The sequence below is a fragment of the Succinivibrio dextrinosolvens genome, from assembly GCF_900116345.1.
Taxonomy (GTDB): domain Bacteria; phylum Pseudomonadota; class Gammaproteobacteria; order Enterobacterales; family Succinivibrionaceae; genus Succinivibrio; species Succinivibrio dextrinosolvens_B.
Genome location: NZ_FPAH01000048.1, coordinates 1 through 17,740 on the forward strand (window position 1 = coordinate 1; position 17,740 = coordinate 17,740).

Sequence of the window (17,740 nt, forward strand, 5' to 3'; positions counted from 1 at the left end):
AAAATCGTATTTGAAAATTTCAATTCCCTAGAAATAACAAAATTCTATGTTTGAAAAATGAAAGAGGCTGACATACTTTTTAGCCAGCCTCTTTTTTTCAACAGAAGTTCAGATTATTAATCAGAAACCTTCTTGATGATCAGAGTAGATAATGGAGGAAGATCCAGTACGATTGAGTGATAGCAGCTCTGCCAAGAGATATTTGAAGCAACCAGCTTGTTCTCACCGGTACCGTATGCACTACCCCAGTACTGCTTATCATCAGAGTTGAAGATTACCTCGTAAGTACCAGGCTCTGGTACACCTAAGCGGTAAGCAACATATGGAACTGGAGTGAAGTTGGATACTGCAACGATGAAGTCCTTGCCGTTGTTACGCTGCATTGCAAATACGCTGTGATCAGCATCGTTAACGTCAAGCCACTTGAAGGAAGCAGGATCGTAGTCGGTTCTCCACAGACATGGCTCTGATCTGTACAGCTTGTTCAGATCCTTAACCAGCTTCTGAATACCCTGATGCTTAGGATACTTCAGTAACCACCAGTCTAGCTGAGCATCGTCATTCCACTCTGAACCCTGACCGATTTCTGAGCCCATGAAGTTCAGCTTCTTGCCTGGGTGAGCATACATGTAGGTCAGATAAGCACGCATGTTAGCTGCCTGCTGCCACTCGTCACCTGGCATTTTGTAAAGCAGAGAATGTTTGCCGTGAGTAACCTCATCGTGAGAAATTGAAAGGATGAAGTTCTCGTTGAAGGCATAAATCATTGAGAAGGACATCTCGCCGTGATGATACTTACGGAAGAATGGATCAGTCTGCATGTACTCTAATGAATCGTGCATCCAGCCCATGTTCCACTTGAAGCCGAAGCCTAAGCCGCCAGAGAAGGTAGGACGTGAAACGCCGGTAAAGGCGGTTGATTCCTCAGCGATAGTGAAGGCATGAGGATACTTCTTGTAAACTTCTTCATTGAACCACTTCAGGAAGCTTACAGCCTCATAGTTGATGTTACCGCCGTCAACGTTAGGGATCCACTCACCGTCTTTTCTTGAGTAATCCCAGTAAAGCATTGAAGCTACAGCATCAACACGCAGACCATCGATGTGGTATAAATCCAGCCATACTAAAGCAGAAGCAATCAGGAATCTGCGAACAGTCTCTCTACCGAAGTCATAAATCAGAGAGTTCCAGTCAGGATGCCATCCACGACGAGGATCCTCGTATTCGTAAACACAGGTACCGTCAAACTTGGCAAGACCGAAAGCGTCGGTTGGGAAGTGAGCAGGAACCCAGTCCAAAATCACACCGATTCCGTTCTGGTGGAAGGTATCCACGAAGAACTTGAAGTCATCAATGCTGCCGAATCTTGAAGTAGGAGCAAACAGACCGGTTGGCTGATAACCCCATGAACCTGAGAATGGATGCTCCATGATTGGCATCAGCTCAATGTGGGTATAGCCCATTTCCTTAACATAATCTAAGAGCTCTTTAGCAAGCTGACGATAGGTTAAAGGCTGACCGTTTTCATCTTTCTTCCATGAGCCTAAGTGAAGCTCATAGATTGAGATTGGCTGCTCAAGCTTGTTGTTAAGCTGAGATTTCTTCCACTCCTGATCATGCCATGTATATGAGTGCTGATCAGAAATGATTGAAGCAAATGAAGGATACTGCTCGTGATAGAAACCAACAGGGTCTGCCTTGTGAGGTAGACGATTGCCGAATGGATCCTTAATCTCGTACTTGTAGCGAAGACCTGCACCTAAACTAGGAACAAACAGCACCCAGTGGCCTAAAAGGCTCTTTGCCATTGGCAGACGACGGCCGTCCCAGAAGTTGAAATCACCAATAACGCTTACAGCTGTTGCAGATGGAGCGTATACGGCAAACTTGGTACCCTTGATCTTCACACCGTCAACATCAAGTTCAATCAGCTGAGCTCCTAAGGTTCTATAGATGTTCTCAGGATCTTCGTTCATGGTGTTCAGACCGAAGAAAGCCTCGTCTCTGAACTGGTATGGATCGATAATGTCCACGGTAGCATCTTTATAGGTTACCTTGAACATATAATGGAAAGGCTTCTCGGTTGAGATCTTTTCCTCAAACAGACCATCAGGATGAACCATGGTCAGAGTACAGATGAAATCTTTTCCGTCGATGGAATAGACTTCAACGCTCTGAGCACTTGGAAGCCAGGCTCTTAGAATATAAGAGCTCCCCTCCAGCTTCTGAAGACCCAGAGTCTCAAAAGGATTGCCAATCTTTGCGTTATTTAAATCATCAATCAGCATTATGCTGTCTCCTCAAAATACATAATTTTTTTTATTTATTTCTGGCGTCAGTCATTTCCTTAGTCATGGACTTAACGTGATCCTGATCAAATATATATTCAAGATCCGCTGTCAGCTTTCTGCGCCAGTTTGGATACTCAGTATTGGTTCCAGGAATATTAACCGGCTTTTCAACACCAATCCAGTCTTCAATCTGGGTACTGAATAAAGAGCAGGAACCGTTACACATGTGAATCTGCAGTGCTTTTGCAAAATCAAGAGTCATCTCAACTTCTTTTGCATCTCTTGGGAAATCAGCACTTACGCTGCCAAGACCATGCATACTGTCGAGAATACGCTGTTTCTGAATCTCTCTTACTTCTGTAAGATTTACAGCCTCTTCTTCGGTGTAAATACCCAGTTCCTTGCCTAAGGACAGGTCAAAGCAGTTCCACCAGCCTACCAAAGTTGGCATGTCATGAGTTGTAAGTGCAGACATAGCCTGAGACTGATAATCACGAGGTGCAATGTAACCGCCGTCTTCAGCACGCTCATCGAAGAAGATCTTGTAGGAGAATGCTCCTACCTTTTTCAATGCACGGGTTAATTCCACAGGAATAGTTCCTAAGTCCTCTGCAATAACAAGACATTTATTGCGGTGTGACTCAAGAGCAATGATTCCGAGTAAATCATGCATACTATAATGAACGTAGGCTCCTTCGCAAGCAGGAGATCCCAACTTTGTGATCCAAAGTCTAAATAATCCTGCAGCATGATCGATTCTGATAGCACCACATGATTTCATATTGGACTGATACATCTTGATCATTGGTCTGTAGGCAGCTCTTCTTAAAGCATCCGGAGTCATAGGAGATAAACCCCAGCTCTGGCCCAGAGGGCCAAGAGGATCGGGAGGAGCACCGATTGAGCCTGAAGGAGAGAAGACGTTGTCCACATCAGACCAGACATCACAGCTCTGTTTTGCTACACCAACGGCAAGGTCACGGTAGGTACCGATCAGCATACCTGCTTCCTTGGCACATCTGTAGGCATCTTCAAGCTGCTCGGACGCTAGGAACTGCAGATAGCAGTAGAACAGAACATCCTTGTAATGATCCTTACGCCACTGTTCTACAAAAGGTGAATTGACGTCCTGGTATTCCTTTTCAAATACTTCCCATGAATAAGCGTTCACACCCATATCATAGTAGTGCGCCTGCAGTGCATCATAGGTAGCCATATTCAGAAGAAGGTCTCCGCCCTGCTCCATGAAGCGAAGGAACTTGTTGCCGCGAGCTGAACGCTTGTCGTCTACCTTCACATTATCGAAGATCAGACGAAGAACTTCCATCTTAGCCTCTATTACACCACGGTAATCAACATATTCCTTATCACGAAGAACATGCAGGCGCTGCTGGAATTTCTCAGAATGAATCAGATCCTGAGCAGGTTTGCAGTTTAGAAGCTCAGGTACAGAGGTAACAGAAATATAGATTACATTAAGAAAGTTTCTTGAGGATGGAGAATAAGGACTTACTGCAGACTCATCTGGAACTGCAGGATAGCCGGCATGCATTGGGTTCAGACCAACGAACTGACCGCCACATCTGTGAACCCCTAAAAGCAGTTGCTTTAAATCCTCAAAATCACCGATACCCCAGTTATTCTTTGATCTTACGGTATAAAGCTGAGAACTTACGCCCCATACCTTTTTACCGTCTAAGATCTCTTTTGGAGTGTACACCTTTGATGGACATACAATTAAAGACATGCAGATGGATTTTAGAGTCTTTTTCTTGGATTTGATGGTAACAGTACAGTTGTGATATCCGTATGGAAGGTCGCTTATCAGTTTATAGCGTCGAATATCATAAACAGTCCCCTGAACATTTTTATAGTCTGCAATCTCAACCTGCTCCAGAGGAATTGAACGTTCAATCTTTCGTCCATCCTCAAGGCCAAGAACAACAGTTAGAACTGCGGACTCATCTTCCCCTAATGTTTCAGGAGTTCTGATTAGGAACTGATGCTCTTCATCATCTGTAAGCACAGTTACAGGATCAAGAACATTAGAAAACTCAATAAGCTCCTCTTTATCAAGAAGCTTCTTCAGAGCAAGCTCATCATTAACAGGGTAGCCCAATATTTCGAGTAGAGATTTTCTACTTTCTTCAGAAATATAAACAAGCTTGTTGGTTGCATCCAGGTAGGTGCGGGCAATCCCCTTTTCATCTGCTAGTAATTGAATGTCAATCATGGTTTTACCATTATTTTTTATAGTTAGTTTAATTTAAAGCAAATTTGTGTCTGGCACAGGATGGTGACTTACTGCTTTTTTAAGATAAGAAAAAACAGACCTGTACCTTTATAAATATAGATTAAAGCTGAGATCCTTAATAAAAATTATGTTAAGAAAATTGAACCCTAGATTTAATCCGTGTGTATGATACCTATTAAAGGGTGAAAATGCTTGCTTTATTAGGGAAATGCACTGTTTTTTTATTCAGAAATTTGAGCTAGGCTCAAAATCTGCACATAAGTTGTGATCTGTTTCAAATTATGCATTGACGGTTAATATTGTGTATTTTTTGTGCAAAAAGCACAAAAAAATTAAGGAGATAGAAAATATGACGCACTGCACTATTTTATTTTGAAGCAGGTCACATTTATTTAATTAACTTAAAAATTAAGAAAAAAATTTTCAGAAATAAACTGACGGTTTTCTTACTGTATTTTAACAAAAAAATCAGTATGTTATATTAAGCAGAATAATTTTTAAACTCATATAAAAGATTTTTTTTGATCTAATACCAAAAATAGATTTGAAAATTTTAAACAATGTTCTACACTTATACCTGCTTTAGTTGATAAAGCTACTTTTATAAAAGTGTTAAGTTAAAAAGAGCTTATCTTGACAATCGTCAGAAATATAGTATCTTTTTAATGTTTTTTATTTTTTGTCAATTGTTAACTACGGGTAACTTTTAATATGACTATTAAAGTTGGTATTAACGGCTTTGGCCGTATCGGTCGTTTCGTATTCCGCGCATCAATCCTACGTCCAGAGTTAGGTATTCAGGTTGTTGGTATCAATGACCTATGCCCACCAGATTACATGGCATACATGTTAAAGTATGACACCATGCACGGTATCTTCAACGGCACCATAGATGTTGTTGACGGCAACCTAGTTGTAAACGGCAACACCATTCGTGTTACTGCAGAGCGTGATCCAGCAAACTTAAAGTGGGGTGACGTTGGTGCAGAGTACGTTGTTGAGTCAACTGGCCTATTCTTAACTGATGAGAAGGCACGTGCTCACATCCAGGCTGGTGCAAAGCGTGTTGTTATGTCAGCTCCTTCAAAGGATTCAACCCCAATGTTCGTTATGGGTGTTAACAATGACACTTATGCTGGTCAGGACATCGTTTCAAATGCATCATGCACCACTAACTGTTTAGCTCCTTTAGCTAAGGTTATCAACGATGAGTTCGGCTTAGAGAACGGCTTAATGACAACTGTTCACTCAACAACTGCTACTCAGAAGACTGTTGACGGTCCTTCAATGAAGGATTGGCGCGGTGGTCGTGCAGCTGCTGGTAACATCATTCCTTCATCAACTGGTGCTGCTAAGGCTGTTGGTAAGGTAATTCCTTCATTAAACGGCAAGTTAACCGGTATGTCAGTACGTGTTCCAACTCTTGACGTTTCAATGGTTGACTTAACCTGTACTTTAAAGAAGGGTGCTTCTTACGAGGACATCTGTGCTGCTGTTAAGGCTGCTTCAGAGGGTTCATTAAAGGGTATTCTAGGTTACACTGCTGATGCTGTTGTATCATCAGACTTCCTAGGTGACACCCGTACTTCTATCTTCGACGAGAAGGCTGGTATCGCTTTAACCGACAACTTCGTTAAGTTAGTTGCTTGGTACGACAACGAGATCGGTTACTCAAACAAGGTTCTTGAGTTAATCAAGTCAATGGAAGAGTCAGGCAAGTAATTTTAGCTTGAACTTCTAATATGACCCTCGCTTCGGCGGGGGTTATTTATTTCTAGGCAACGATGTAATCCACGTACAATCATTCGCTACTCTCCGAAAAATAGTCTAACTAAACAACAATTCACCTTCTCATGTAAAACTTTTCCACTGTTTTATTAGCGTTTTTTCTTTACAAAACCATTCAAATGTTATTCAGAAGAATCTTCTTCTCCTTTGCTATAAGAGTATTAAGCCAGAATTGTAATCTTTCCTGATACTGTATGAATTGGCGTACTCCTATCAGAGAATTTTGCAGATCAGAAAATCGTATCGGAGCATTATCAGATTCTTAAAGATATTAAAACTTTAGACAGAAAAAAAGCTCTTTTGAAAGAGCTTAAAATGTATAGACGATCATTCTCTATTGACTGAATAGTACAAACTAGAGAGCCGAGCCGGATCTCATAAAAACTGTACAGCCTTATATGGCTGTACAGAATTCGTTTTGTTAACTTGCAATTTTACCTTCAGTCCTTTCATGTCCCAGAGGATTGTTTGAGACATCCACCAGAGGTTTCTGATTATTCTGATTAGCAATTTCACCGGCAACTGGAGGATTAACCTGAGTCATTGTGAAATTATTAACTTTAGTAATCATATTACCTAATACGCCCTCTACAGAAAGGCTGTTCGTCTCAAATGGATCACTTAAGACCTTGCCATTCTTATCTACTGTAGGCTCGACATTTTTAATTCTAGGCAGCTCATTAGTATTGAACTTAGCTGAATATGCTCGTCTATCAAGTAGATATACCACGTTTCCTGTAAAGTCAGAAAGCTGAGAGATAAGCTGATTTATCAGCTGCTCATGAGGCTTAAGTTCCTCAGGAATAGTCTTTTTCTCCATAATTGACTGGATCTGCTGTAGACTGATTCCGACTTCTTTTGCCTCTTTAACTCTGTTTTTGAGCTTGGTTATGTTCTCAACATAATTATGTTGATCCAGCTCCAGCTCATTTACGTAATTCTTATTTATGTAATTTTCAACGAATTTTTCAGTATAGCTGAAATTACCGTCAAAGGCGTCCTTAAGAATCTTGAATGGAAGCTTTACTCTTACCTCAGAATTTGGATCCTTAAGTTTTTCTCGTATAGTATCAATCTTATCTACACATTCATCGTAATCTGCGTTCTTATCAAAACAGTAATCAATAAGTCCATCAAAGAGCTCACCTTCATATCCATCCTCAATTTCACTCTGAGTATTCTTATAAGGGGAAAGCTGTTCCTTACCAATTGTTAACTCGTAGAGTTTTTTGGTTTCCTTTAATAGCTTATTGGTATTCTCCGCAAATGCCTGCATTCTGTTTAGACCGTTGGCAATACCTTCAAGTTCTGAGGAGAAGGTAATACCAAGCTTTCTAAGTTCAACAATAATTGCTGATAATCGATAGCCGGCATCATCTGTAGAATGACCTTTCTGCATAATCGATTCAACAATGGCAGTCATTTTTGCCTTCTGCTCCGCATTAGGCTTATTTGGAATCATTAAGAGCATGGTATCAGTGAATTTCTGGCTATCGCGCTGCATAGTATAGGACAGCAGATCTTTAAACTGAGCCTGTGATTCCTTAGAGATTTTTATAACATTACCAAAGTCAATGAAAGTAATAGTATCATCAACACCATCGTGAGTGATCATAAGGTTACCACCATGAATATCATTATGAATAACACCGGTGTTGAAGATAACCTCTTTAAGCCACTTTCCGGTTGCCTCTTTTACAAGACTGTTTAAATCAAAGATTTGCTGTATATATGTAGGCAAATTTCTTCGTGCAAGTATGATGTCTCTAATATGAACATCTTCTCGGATAACAGGATTGCCGTTCTTATCAACTTCCCAGGTTCCAGTCTCGCTGTTAATCTTAAAGATATTCTTAAACTCTTTGTTAATATCGTTTTCAAGATCTGTATAAACCTTATCGACAGTGTCTCCATTAATTACCTGAGTTACAATAATCTCATTCGTTACCGGGATAAGATTGTCTCTTGACAATGAACTTACATGAGGAGCAATGTCCTTATCTTTTGAATCTTTATTATGCTGAACCTCAAAGACATCGTAGCACTCATCAATGTTTTTGGCTTCATTTTCAAAATCAAACTCTCTCATGATGCTTTGAAGCTGGTTATTCCAGGACTCAGACATACCAGGAACCTGTTTAGCAATCTCATTAAAGATCTTGGCCTCATTTTCAGCACGCTGCTGGACACCTGGGCGCTTAACCTTGACAACACAGTCTCGAGTTCTCTCATACCAGCCGGCCTCCGGTAATCTTGTTTTAGTTTTAACTTTACATTTAAAGGTTTCAGCAACAGAAGCAGACCCCAGTGATTCCTTCACGGTAACATATACATGCTTATTTCTGTTCTGAGATATATATGATTCTACAGTTTGGCTTACATATTGGTCGTCAATGTGCTTAAGATTACTCTTCAGCTCATCAAATACATCGCCATAGCTCTTATCTGCCAGATCCTTGCTCATACCCTGAAGCATCTTCTGCATCAAAGGTCCACAGCCTTTGAGGATGGAACTGAATAGACGCTTGTTTGGAGCAATGGCCAATTCATTCTTATCAGGATCCGAAGGTTCACTCATAAATGCTTCGCCCATGATCTTTATAATATCTTCCTTAGGAAGCATTATAAAATAGTTCTTGAGAACCAGAAGATTAAAGGCTGTTTTTCCTGGCTGGCCCTTACCTGTCTTTGCATCCTCCAGAATCTGATCAAGGTTCTTATTGGCAAGACTGTTTTTGATCTCTTCCACAGACATCTTATCGTAGGAACTCTCAATCTTTAACTCGCCTTCCAGTTTAAAGATTTCGTTAATAAAACTCTGGAAATTCTGAGCAGCCTTCTCTACTAAAGAAGAATTAGCAGTTGCCTTGGCAAAAGTATCAATAATCTTTGCATAGATCTCTTTATCTCTATCCAAGACTTTTGATTGATTAGAAAAATAAAAATTAAGAGTTTCAAAATCATCTACAGAAAGATTGTTTATATTGATTTTTTTGTTATCACTATCATTTTCCTGCCAGATATTATGAAGTCCTTTCAGGATCTCTTTAAGCATTGCGTGAATATCATCGACCAGAGGCTGAAGCTTTGGTGATAAGGCCTTTTTCAGAGCCTCTTTATCTTCAACTGCATAAACTAAAGCTTTGAAGGTCTTGCCATTGTACATAGACTCATATAGTCTAAGTATCTGATAGGCTTTGCTTCCTGTACCAGGAACTTCCATGATTACATTTAACATGTCACGAATAGCTGAGTCTTCAACTTTGATAGCCTCTGCTAAATGAGGATCCTTCTTGATTTCCTCTTCTTTGATTTCATTGATTTCGTTTATATTTACTTCGTCAACCTTGTCCTGTGCATCAACGTTGACGTTGTTGACTTCTACATTTACATTATTCTGTTCAGGTTCGTTCTGAACATTATTGACATTGACCGCCTGGTTTTGAACAGGATTTGGAACCTCGTTCTGAACAGGAGGTTCAGGATTTTGCACCTCATTCTGAACAGGTGGTACAGGATTTTGCACAGGTGGCTGTTGAGCTCTTACAAACTGAGTCGTTACATAATCCTTGATCCTCTTGATGGTTCCCTTCAGATTTTCAGGATTAGACTCTAACTGTAAGAATTTTTTCAGATTTGCAGTTGGAACTCTGGCGGCATGGCCTCCTTCCATTTCAGTTCCGGTTATTGTTTTAGCTTCGGCTGCTAGTTTATCAAATATGGATAACAGCTGATCAGGGGTAAATTTTGGTTTGATGGTAACAGTTTTATCGCCCTGAACCTCTTCGTAGTCGCCAAGCTGGATATATTCAACACCAAAGGAAACAAATACATCAAAATTTTCTAATAGCAAAGTCTTAAAAGCTGCAAAGTCAAAATTATCCGCATTACCCAGGTCAAAAAGCTTATTTGCAAAAGATGTAAGAGTTTTATTATCGTTGAATTCAGGAAGCTCATATTCTTCTTCAACTTCTGCATTAGGGTCCTCAACTTCATATTCAACTTTTGCGTTATTGTTGACATTCTGCTGTGGCTGAGGGTTATTGTTAACATTAACGTTATTGTTTCCCTGCTGTGGCTGCTGAAGGTTATTCTCAACAATTACGTTGTTATTTCCCTGCTGTGGTTCTTCATGACGTACGTGTCCTGGTACAAGGAAATTTGCCATCTCCTGCATAGTGTCCACAGCTCTGCCGACTAAAGAATTCAGCTCAGCTATTGACAGATCATTAGCCCTCAGACGAATTGTTGCTAAATTTACAATTACTTCAGTAGATAAACGTTCTATATTCTCAGGCAGATTTTCGTTATCTTTTTTTAAAATTTCCAGTGCCAGTGAACGCAAATGATTTGGCTGAGTTCCATTAAGCTCATCCTGAGAGAGTAAATCTTTTTTTAAATCCGCAAGATTTTTAAGCAGATAGTTACGACCAATACTGATGTTGTTTTCATCTTTTGCATCCGGCATTACATCCATGAATTCAACCAGATTACGATCGATAGTATTCAGAAAATCCTGAGGAGAAACATTATAATTAAGTGGAATTTCATAACCATCAATGTTAATGCTACCTGACAGAATAGACATGTTATTTTCATTTCTTGTAATTTTTAATGTCAGATGGTCATGATTATTGGTTGTGAATAAATTTACAGAAAGCTGATGCTCCTGAGCACCAGGATTCTCAGCCTGCATTCTGATAAGCTCGTTGACCTTCTTATAGAATTCACCCAGTATTTTAGGCTGCTTTTTAAAGAATCTAAGACCTTCTTCATTTAATTCAGGCATATCGGTAATTTTTACACCAGAAAGGTAGGACACAATTTTAAATACCTTTGAAGCGGTCCTATTGTGATCCTTTGGCAGACCTTTCAGCACATTCTGCTGTACCTTCAGATTTGGATTGTCATCAGGATTCTGACCACTGGCAAGGGAGATATAATCTTTTATTTGCTGACGGGTAAGAGGGGTAAAACGACGGTTGTACATATCCTTTTTTTGTTGCATGGTACTATGTACATCCTCAGTAAGCCCCAGTTCTTTTTTAATTTCGTTTATCACGTCCTGATTATAATTAGCATTCTCAAGAGCTTTGATAAAACTCTCTTTAATTCTTACAACATTATCAGGTGAGATTTTAGTATTATTCAGTCCGGTAAAGTGAACATGATGGTTTACCTTGGTCAGTTTGTAACCGTTACGACCATCACGCACTACATCAACCTGACCTGCATTCTTAGAACCGTTTGAAATCTCGATAAACTGCTGTAGGTTTAAATTGAAATCGGACATAAGACACTTTCCCCCGAACTTCTGCTGCAATGTGAGCAAACAGGATAAATTTAAGAATTCTTTTTAAAGTAAAAAAAATGTACTTCTGTATCTAAAGATTGTAGTGCAAAAACAAAAAAAAGAGCAGGGGTAAAATATTCAAAACAAGATCCGTTACACAATTTATTTACGGTAGTTTTAGAAATTGGAAAAATTATCAATAAATTAGCTTATAACCTCCAACTATAACAAAACTCAGTTCAGTTTCATTTAGAATATAATATTTAAAATCAATAAATTAACAGTGAATCGCAGCTCTATATGACATCTCGTCCGTGGCATACTATATTTTTTCGTTCCTGGTCTAAATACACAGCTTAATATCTGTACGAAAAAAAATGGTATGAAGAGGCATTAACAAAAGGGGGGCACTGAAATTTGCAGTTCAAATTTGAGAGCTGAAAAATGGCAAAAAGGATGATCTGTATCTCATGATCCTCCTTATAAATTTACTTAACTATCACTTTGATATCTATACTTTACATAGCTTATTTTTATTCATATTAAATTGAGGATAGGTATGCTTATGTTCAATAAAATGTCTGTACGAGGAAAACTCGTTTCAGCATTCTTCTCCATCATTATTCTGACCATAATGATCTCCGCGATCTCACTGGTTCAACTGTTTAAAACAAATGATGTAATTAAGTATGTACACTTCATTCTGGGAACCAGATACGAAGCAGTCATCAAGATTTACTATTCCATGGAGGAAGTTGATGAGATCTGCTTTAATGTTCAGTCTGATCTTAAAAACTTCAATCCTCAGGAAGAACAGAAGCTGATAGATAAGATGGCTGCTTTGAAAGAAGCTACTGATTTTATCGACAAGACAGACACCAATAACCGCAAAGACGTTGATCCAATTGCTGCCAACGTAAAGGAATACATAACACAGGTCAACGAGAAGTTCCTGCCTACAGTGAAGCAGAATAATGCTCCTATGGCCCAGATTCTCTATGAAAAGACCCTGTTTAAGCATAGCGATCAGGTAAAATCCCACTCACTTGCAATTACTAAGCATCAGATTCAGCAGACCACAGGTCGAGTTGATACTATCGCAAGTACAACACCTATTCTTGTGATTCTGGTGGTATCTGTTGCGGCAGTTGTTATTGCTGTAACCATTGCCCTGCTCTTCTCGGGAAGCATCGTTGCCGCCCTGAATCAGGCAGTAGGAGCTGCTGATAAGATTGCCAGCGGTGATCTTACCCATGAAACACATTCCCGCCGTCAGGATGAATTCGGTACTCTTTTAACAAGAATCGAAAACATGCGTAAGCAGATGAATTCTCTGGTTGGACACATCAAGACCAAAACCTTTGCAATTGAGGAAAAGATTACAGCAATCAACGACGTAACCAACAGAATCAATGATTCCTCACAGAACACCCAGAACCGCGCTCTGACTGTGGCTGCGGCCTCCGACGAGATGGTATCAACCACAGGCGATATTGCAAAGAACTGTGAGAATGCAGCTGCTTCTGCTGATCAGTCAAATGTAACCACTAACCAGGGTGTATCCGAGGTTGAATCAACTATTGCCGGTATTCATGAACAGGTTGAACGCTCCAAGAGAGATGCTGCTCAGATTCAGGCTCTGGTGGATCAGTCCCAGAAGATCGGTACCATTGTGCAGACCATTGAAGATATTGCTTCCCAGACCAATCTGCTGGCTCTGAATGCTGCAATTGAGGCAGCTCGTGCAGGTGAGGCTGGTAAGGGCTTCGCTGTGGTTGCAGATGAGGTGCGTTCACTTGCATCAAGAACAGGAAGTTCAACTCAGGAAATCATCAGCATGGTAACCCAGATTCAGACCGATGCAAATGAAGCCAACCAGTCCATGACCGCATCACTTGAAACCATGAATATTCTGGCAGAAAAGGCATCTGGAGTTTCTACCCTGCTGGGCTCTATTTCAGATCAGGTATCAGGCGTTAACGCTCAGATTACTCAGATCGCTACAGCTGCAGAACAGCAGACCACTGCAACTGCAGAAATCTCCACTAATATGCAAAATATTACCGAGATGGCAAAGGATCTTACCACCGAAGTTGATGAAGCCAAGATGTGTGTATCTGAATCTGTAAGCCTGCTTAACGAACTGCTGGCAGAGGTTAAGGAACTGAAGGTTTAAGTACAAATAAGCAATACTCAGAGCCGTTCTTCTCCTTAAGAAGAACGGCTTTTTATTTGATAGCAAGAAAGGAAGTTAAAGACTAGACGCTAAGAAAGTTGTTAATATTAACAGAAGATCTTTCTACAGTCTTTTTGGAGGTAGCTGTAGAATTATCTGATACTTCAAGATAAGCAGAGATTATGTCTTCTCTTAAAACATTAATCAGTAAAGGAGCATTTTTTATAAAGTTATCTACTTCAGTAATAAAACTGTCGCCATTGATAGTTTCAAACAGAACATCATGACAAATCCAAATAGCAGTTGATTCATTATCATAAACAATTCTGAGATTACCAAATCTTCCGCCTACGATATTTGAATGTAGCAGTTCGCGAAAGATTTCTGGATGAGCATCGCCTGCTTCACCCAGGACCTCTACCTGCATAAACAGCATCAAAGATTCCTCTGCCGCATAGATATTCAGCAGATTTCCGTCCTTAAGTCTCGTTGATGTCAATCCATTCGCATCAAACGGAGGAACCGCATAGGCCGACAGTCTTTGCAGTAATTTATTTAGCTCACTAATATTCATTTATTGTCCCTATTAAACTTTATATACTGATTATAGAGAATAATGAACTACAGTTAAAAAAATAAATGCCATTACCTATTACTTATTAACAAAATTTTAAAGATTGTGACAGACTGCAAGATTACATAAAATATATGTAGTTTCATTTTATTTACAAAAAACACTATAAAATAAGAGACAGTCTATTAACCAGCTACGTCAAAATATAAGTAAAAAGGAAAATCTATAAAAAAAGCTGCAGATTAAATACTGCAGCAATTTGCTAAATCTTATCAAACTGAAAACTGAATTTGGCTACTGATTAAACCACTTCTTATAGAGCTCATCATATACGCCGTTAGCACGGAGCTTCTTTAAGCCGTCGTTAATTTTCTCAACCAGGGCGGTGTTTTTCTGGTTAACAGCAATACCAAGCTGTTTTGCATTTACAGCACTCTCTGGTACATGGGCAAGATCTTTCTCTCCGGTTGAAGTCAGGTAGTACTGATTTACAGGGGTGCCGGTGATGGAAGCATCACAGCCGTTACGTTTCAACTCCATGAAGGCCTCAACCATAGTGTTGAAGGTTACTACCTTAGCATCAGGAATACCTGCAGCGATATCAGCACCTGCAGAACCAATCTGAACACATACAGCCTTGCCCTTAAGATCATTCATAGCTTTGTATTTACCAAGATCTTCTTTTCTGATCATCAGATCCTGAGCAGCAGTGTAATAGCCATCTGAGAACAGAACCTGCTTTTTACGCTCATCAGTAATTGTGAGTCCGGAAATTACTGCATCAATAGAGGATGACATCAGACTTGGAATAAGACCGTCGAACTGCATTGGTTCAATCTTAATGTTCAGATTTGCCTCTTTTCCGATTGCGTTGATAAGATCGATATCAAAACCGACAATTTCGTTGGTCTTACTGTCAATAAAGCCAAAAGGAGCAAAGGTTGGTTCAGTACCAACAATAATGGTGTCACCTGCGGCATTGGCAGTATAAACAAAAGAGCATAAGGCTACAGCAAGAAGGTGTTTTAGAAGTTTCATAAGAAGTCCTTGAATAAAAATAAACTATATAGAGAGTTTATCTCTTCATCATTTATTTAATAAAAACAAGAACGATTTTCACCAAAATGGAACCGATATGCTTCAGTCTGGAGCTTTAATATCCAGCGTCTATAGGTTAAAGCTATAATGAAATTCCCAGAATATAGAGCGGGATACAAAAAAATGCACGTGTCGCAGAGATTCTGCCAGCGTGCATCTTAACTACGAGTATATTTAAATATTGAGAAATGTTAAGCTAAAGCCTTGGAGATAGCTTCCTGAGCGTGGATTACTGTGGTATCGTAAACTGGAAGCGCACTGTCCTTTTCGCTGATGAGCATACCAATCTCAGTACAGCCCAGAATTACTCCTTCAGCACCTCTTTGCTTCATATAGGAAATGATTCTCTGGTATTCCTTTCTTGAGCTCTGCAGTACCTTCCCTAAACACAGCTCGTTGAAGATAACGTTATTAACCAGCTCGATATCCTTCTCATCAGGAATCATCACCTCAAGTCCTGCCCTGGTCAGGCGTTCTTTAATGAAATCCTGAGTCATGGTGAATTTAGTCCCAAGAAGTCCTATCTTTTTGAAATTGTCTCTTTTAATTCTTTCTGCAGTTGCATCAGCAATATGCAGAACAGGAATACTGATGTTCTTTTCGATCAGAGGAACAAGCTTGTGCATGGTGTTGGTGGCAATTACTATAAAATCTGCTCCGCCCTTTTCCAGAGTTAGGGCCGCATCAGAGAGGATTTTTGCATTTGCATCCCAGTTGCCTTTGGACATGTTCTCTTCAAGCTCGGCAAAATCGACGTTGTACATCAGGATCTTCGCACAGTGAAAACCGCCAAGCTTCTTGGCAGCCTGACTGTTAAGAATCTCGTAATAGGTTATGGTACTCTCCCAGCTCATACCGCCGATAAGACCTATCGTTTTCATTTTTCTCATCCTTAATTATTTTTATCTGTGTTCATTCTCAATCTAACCGTTAATTACAGCTTTGAACAAGGCATCTCTATCGTATTTACCTTCTGAAAAGCCAGGAATCTCCTTATAGGCTTTACAGATTGCAAAACTGAATTCACTCATGATTTGCGACATCTGACTGTCTGAGAAAAAACAGCCATTGGTAACAATCAGAGTACCGAAACTGAAAGCGACCAGCCACATATCTCTAAAATAGTTATCCGCCATCTTTTCATCGATCTTATAAATACTCATCAGAGACGGTCTGACCTGTTCCTGAGCACACTGCATTGCGCTGATTGCGCCTCCCATACTGTCCTTTGGTCTGGTTAAGAACAGAAGCTTGTAGAGTTCCCCTTCCTCTTTTGCAAAGCGGATATACTGCTGACCAACACCTAAAAAAGGAATAGGCTGCTCAAGTCCCCTTTGAACGTATTCTGAAAAGATTTTCTTTGCTGCTTCACAAACTGCATCCTTTACCTGATCCATTCCCTCAAACCAGGAAAAGATAGGTCGTGAGGATACACCTAAAACAGAAGCAATTTCTCTGGCGGTAACACCTTCTATCCCCTGTTTTCTGGTGATACTTAATGCAGCTTCAACAATTTCTTCTTTTGTAACTTTAAATTTTGGTGGCATGAAATCACATCGCTCTCAAAAATGTATAATGTTATGCAACATATGTTGTATATAAGAATAGTATTCTCCCACAAGAACGATGTCAATTAGATTAAACAAAAATAATTAGAAGGAAAAAAAGAAAGAATCAGCACAAGAAAAAAGCTCTCAGTAATATGAGAGCTCCTTTTCACTACTCTATTGAGCCATTTTTATTTTTATCAAGAGATGATCTCGGGCAAAATTTCTGATGTACTGTTCAAGCATTATTGTTTTCTCAAAGCACTGTACTGTACAAAGTTTCCTTTACCAAGGAAAACTCAAGTAACAACTGTCACTATGAACAGAGCGCAGTTAGGAAAAAACCGATTCTTTTCTAGCAGAAAAGCATATATACCGAAGGAGCGTTGTCAAATACCCTCGGATAAATCCGAGGGCTTGCTAGTCAGCATAATATAGGTACAAGCGATACCAATTGGTAATCTCCCTACACTGCCAGCATCATCGGACAATTGACAATGCCCGCTTTGAAAAAGAGTTTACTCTTAATCATTTATTATCCTTTTTGTATCTAGGATTCTTTTCTCCTGACAGCCATCTCTTTCCAAGATTCTGAATATTCATGGCTCCAACTCTGTCATCATTGGATTTATAGCCGCATGGGCAGCTATACAGATGTCTGTTATGGTCTCTGCTCTGTTTGTGGATTCTTCCACATACGGGACATCTCTGAGATGTGT

Annotated in this window: 10 protein-coding genes; 2 read left to right on the forward strand and 8 right to left on the reverse strand. The window is 39.8% G+C overall.

What is annotated here, in order from left to right:
* Positions 1–116: 116 nt before the first annotated feature.
* Positions 117–2,288: a 1,4-alpha-glucan branching protein GlgB gene (gene glgB / locus BM308_RS11355; protein ID WP_074945330.1), complete on the reverse strand. Its 2,172-nt coding sequence runs from the start codon at positions 2,286–2,288 to the stop codon at positions 117–119.
* Positions 2,289–2,319: 31 nt separating this feature from the next.
* Positions 2,320–4,524: a 4-alpha-glucanotransferase gene (gene malQ, locus BM308_RS11360; RefSeq protein ID WP_074945331.1), complete on the reverse strand. Its 2,205-nt coding sequence runs from the start codon at positions 4,522–4,524 to the stop codon at positions 2,320–2,322.
* A 732-nt stretch (positions 4,525–5,256) separates the two neighbouring features.
* Here malQ and gap point away from each other — a divergent pair.
* Positions 5,257–6,267 (forward strand): type I glyceraldehyde-3-phosphate dehydrogenase, encoded by a 1,011-nt coding sequence (gene gap / locus BM308_RS11365; RefSeq protein WP_074945333.1) that lies wholly within the window; start codon positions 5,257–5,259, stop codon positions 6,265–6,267.
* Between the two features lie 487 nt (positions 6,268–6,754).
* On the opposite strand, the gene BM308_RS11370 is transcribed toward gap, so the two are convergent.
* Positions 6,755–11,626 (reverse strand): AarF/UbiB family protein, encoded by a 4,872-nt coding sequence (locus BM308_RS11370; RefSeq protein WP_074945334.1) that lies wholly within the window; start codon positions 11,624–11,626, stop codon positions 6,755–6,757.
* Between the two features lie 559 nt (positions 11,627–12,185).
* Here BM308_RS11370 and BM308_RS11375 point away from each other — a divergent pair.
* Positions 12,186–13,802 carry a methyl-accepting chemotaxis protein gene (locus tag BM308_RS11375; RefSeq protein WP_074945336.1) on the forward strand — a complete coding sequence of 539 codons (1,617 nt, stop codon included), beginning with the start codon at positions 12,186–12,188 and terminating at the stop codon, positions 13,800–13,802.
* A gap of 82 nt (positions 13,803–13,884) precedes the next feature.
* On the opposite strand, the gene BM308_RS11380 is transcribed toward BM308_RS11375, so the two are convergent.
* The 5 genes from BM308_RS11380 to BM308_RS11400 all read right to left on the reverse strand — a co-directional run.
* Entirely contained in the window at positions 13,885–14,376 is a 492-nt protein-coding gene (locus BM308_RS11380; RefSeq protein ID WP_074945337.1) for a CesT family type III secretion system chaperone, read from the reverse strand.
* Positions 14,377–14,670: 294 nt separating this feature from the next.
* The gene (locus tag BM308_RS11385; RefSeq protein WP_074945339.1) at positions 14,671–15,414 is read right to left on the reverse strand and encodes a basic amino acid ABC transporter substrate-binding protein; all 744 of its coding nucleotides are present in this window, start codon (positions 15,412–15,414) and stop codon (positions 14,671–14,673) included.
* A gap of 251 nt (positions 15,415–15,665) precedes the next feature.
* The gene (locus BM308_RS11390; protein WP_074945341.1) at positions 15,666–16,355 is read right to left on the reverse strand and encodes an aspartate/glutamate racemase family protein; all 690 of its coding nucleotides are present in this window, start codon (positions 16,353–16,355) and stop codon (positions 15,666–15,668) included.
* 42 nt (positions 16,356–16,397) lie between these two features.
* Positions 16,398–17,021 (reverse strand): TetR/AcrR family transcriptional regulator, encoded by a 624-nt coding sequence (locus tag BM308_RS11395; protein WP_074945342.1) that lies wholly within the window; start codon positions 17,019–17,021, stop codon positions 16,398–16,400.
* A gap of 528 nt (positions 17,022–17,549) precedes the next feature.
* On the reverse strand, positions 17,550–17,740 hold a 191-nt coding region (locus BM308_RS11400), incomplete at its 5' end, for a zinc ribbon domain-containing protein (RefSeq protein ID WP_143098616.1).

What these genes read in the sequence shown, in the direction of transcription:
- glgB (WP_074945330.1), bottom strand. Translation starts at nt 2,288, where the DNA reads ATGCTGATTGATGATTTAAATAACGCAAAGATTGGCAATCCTTTTGAG.
- malQ (WP_074945331.1), bottom strand. Translation starts at nt 4,524, where the DNA reads ATGATTGACATTCAATTACTAGCAGATGAAAAGGGGATTGCCCGCACC.
- gap (WP_074945333.1), top strand. Translation starts at nt 5,257, where the DNA reads ATGACTATTAAAGTTGGTATTAACGGCTTTGGCCGTATCGGTCGTTTC.
- BM308_RS11370 (WP_074945334.1), bottom strand. Translation starts at nt 11,626, where the DNA reads ATGTCCGATTTCAATTTAAACCTACAGCAGTTTATCGAGATTTCAAAC.
- BM308_RS11375 (WP_074945336.1), top strand. Translation starts at nt 12,186, where the DNA reads ATGCTTATGTTCAATAAAATGTCTGTACGAGGAAAACTCGTTTCAGCA.
- BM308_RS11380 (WP_074945337.1), bottom strand. Translation starts at nt 14,376, where the DNA reads ATGAATATTAGTGAGCTAAATAAATTACTGCAAAGACTGTCGGCCTAT.
- BM308_RS11385 (WP_074945339.1), bottom strand. Translation starts at nt 15,414, where the DNA reads ATGAAACTTCTAAAACACCTTCTTGCTGTAGCCTTATGCTCTTTTGTT.
- BM308_RS11390 (WP_074945341.1), bottom strand. Translation starts at nt 16,355, where the DNA reads ATGAAAACGATAGGTCTTATCGGCGGTATGAGCTGGGAGAGTACCATA.
- BM308_RS11395 (WP_074945342.1), bottom strand. Translation starts at nt 17,021, where the DNA reads ATGCCACCAAAATTTAAAGTTACAAAAGAAGAAATTGTTGAAGCTGCA.